Origin of the sequence: Schnuerera sp. (assembly GCF_035459645.1) — a bacterium.
In the GTDB taxonomy this organism is placed as follows: Bacteria; Bacillota; Clostridia; order Tissierellales; family Tepidimicrobiaceae; genus Schnuerera.
Window position 1 is genome coordinate 1 of sequence record NZ_DATHXO010000204.1, and the last position, 2,176, is coordinate 2,176.

Genomic DNA, 2,176 nt, shown 5'->3' on the forward strand with positions numbered 1-2,176 from the left:
CCAGCGCCACGTCCATCAGATTCTCCAGCTCCAGGGCCTCGATGCGGGCGGTATTGAACACCTTGCTGTGATCCTCGATGCCCGCATCGGCCAGCCGCGTCTGCAGCGCCAGCACCCGGTCCACGCCCTCGCGCAGCACCTATTTTCCTTTTATATTCTACATTTCCATTAGATATATTTTCTCCTAAAATTTCTACTTCTCCTGTATATTCCTCGATTAATCCTAGCATTATTTTTACAGTAGTACTTTTACCTGCGCCATTTGGGCCAATATATCCAATAATTTGTCCTGGATAAATGTCCAAATCTATTCCCTTTAAAACTTTTTTTGTACCGAAAGTTTTTTCTAAATTTCGTATAGTTATTATTGGTCTATCCTGCAATTCCAAGAACTTCACCTCTTTAATCAATTTTAATTAATTTTACCATAAAAGGCATAATAAATAAACGGTATAGCCATTAATTTCCTAATAACTATACCGTATTGATTAACTATCTAATATAATTTTCTCTAACTCTAAAGGTTCAATATATTTTCCATTTTTATAAGCTCTCATATTACCACCAGAAATCTCATCAATTAAAGCAATTTCGTTGTTTTCTCCTACCCTACCAAATTCTAATTTAATATCGTAAAGTTCTATATCCTTTTTGGCCAATTCTTCTTTTATTATATTGCTAATCTTTATAGTAAGTTCTTTTAAAATTTTATATTCTTCCTTGGATAATATCCCTAACATATGTAAAGCATCTTCAGTAATAGGTGGATCTTTTCTTTCATCATCCTTAAGAGTAACTTCCACAAAAGCATCTAAAGTCTGGCCTTCTTCAGCATACATTCCATAGCGGCGTAAAAAACTCCCTACAGCTCTATAGCGACAGATTACTTCTAATCCATTTCCAAATACTTTTGCTGGTTTTACAGTCATAGTTGCTTTTTCAATATCCGCATCTATATAATGAGTAGGTATTCCTTTTTCTTTTAATATTTCAAAAAAGAATTTAGTTAATTTAAGTCCAGACTGTCCAGCCCCTTCAATGGTTAGACCTACTGTATTAGCTCCTGGGTCGAAAATTCCATCTTCTCCTGTTACGTCATCTTTAAACTTTAGAAGGTAATAACCATTTTCCAATTCATATACATCTTTTGTTTTGCCCTTATTTATAAGTTCCATTTTTCCATCTCCTTTAAAATATAATTCTGTTATTAAATATCTAGTTTTTAGCTTCTAACTTTTCTTTAATAAACTTAATATCGTCATCTATGAATCTATGTTCAACTTGACTAACATCAAACTTAGCAATTTTAAAAGCAAATTGGGTAGCATATCCTCCTAAAATAGCCATAAGCAATGTACCAATCCCTACGTAACCTCCCAATATATAGCCAATTATTACTGCAATAATTTCCTGAGTGTTTTTAATAAACCTTACGGATTTGTTTGTCTTCTTGACAAGAGCAATCATAAGTCCATCTCTTGGTCCTGAACCCCAGCCTACACTTATATATAAATAACATCCAAATCCTAATACCAGAAGTCCTAAAAGCATCATAATTAAACTTATAATAAAATTATTAAATACAGGGATTAAATGATTTAACATTAAAAAATCTATAAAAATTCCTATGAATATCATATTAAATATAGTACCCCAACCAATTTTTTCTCCAAATATACTATTTAAAATTATAATACTAATACCTGCTAAAATATGGGCTCTTCCTATTGTAATTCCAATTAAATTAGATAAGCCTTGATGAAAAACATCCCATGGTGCTAATCCTAAATTTGCATTTATAGTCATTACTATTCCTATTGCACATACAAAATATCCAGCAAATAACTTTAACAAAGCTCGAACTATCCTTTTCATCTAAATATCCCTCTTTTATTATACAATTTTATTTAATTATACCATTTTAATATATATTTAGAAACTAATTTTGATATAGATAATGATATAATTTAATTAACTCAATTAATTAAAGGAAGGTGATAAACAAAAAATTGTTAACATTTTTTAATTTTATTTTAAGATATCTATTGTATAATATAATCAAACGAAGAAAGGAAGTGACATTATGAAAAAAATTATAGCATTGTTCTTACTAGTCCTTATGATCTTTAGTTTAGCAGCTTGTACAAAGTCTAATACTCCTTCTGATGATAATGAT

At 30.7% G+C, this 2,176-nt stretch carries 3 protein-coding genes and 1 pseudogene; all 4 read right to left on the minus strand.

What is annotated here, in order from left to right:
* Window positions 1-139, minus strand: a 139-nt coding sequence (locus tag VK998_RS13010) for a hypothetical protein (RefSeq protein WP_414713566.1), incomplete at its 3' end; no start/stop codon positions are given.
* A gap of 64 nt (window positions 140-203) precedes the next feature.
* Window positions 204-398: pseudogene (locus VK998_RS13015) on the minus strand (ATP-binding cassette domain-containing protein); the annotation flags it as partial.
* A gap of 90 nt (window positions 399-488) precedes the next feature.
* Entirely contained in the window at window positions 489-1,175 is a 687-nt protein-coding gene (locus tag VK998_RS04860; protein ID WP_325226143.1) for a phosphoribosylaminoimidazolesuccinocarboxamide synthase, read from the minus strand.
* 40 nt (window positions 1,176-1,215) lie between these two features.
* A complete protein-coding gene (locus VK998_RS04865; protein WP_325226145.1) occupies window positions 1,216-1,875 on the minus strand; it encodes a YczE/YyaS/YitT family protein in 660 nt (219 codons plus the stop codon).
* Window positions 1,876-2,176: the final 301 nt, after the last annotated feature.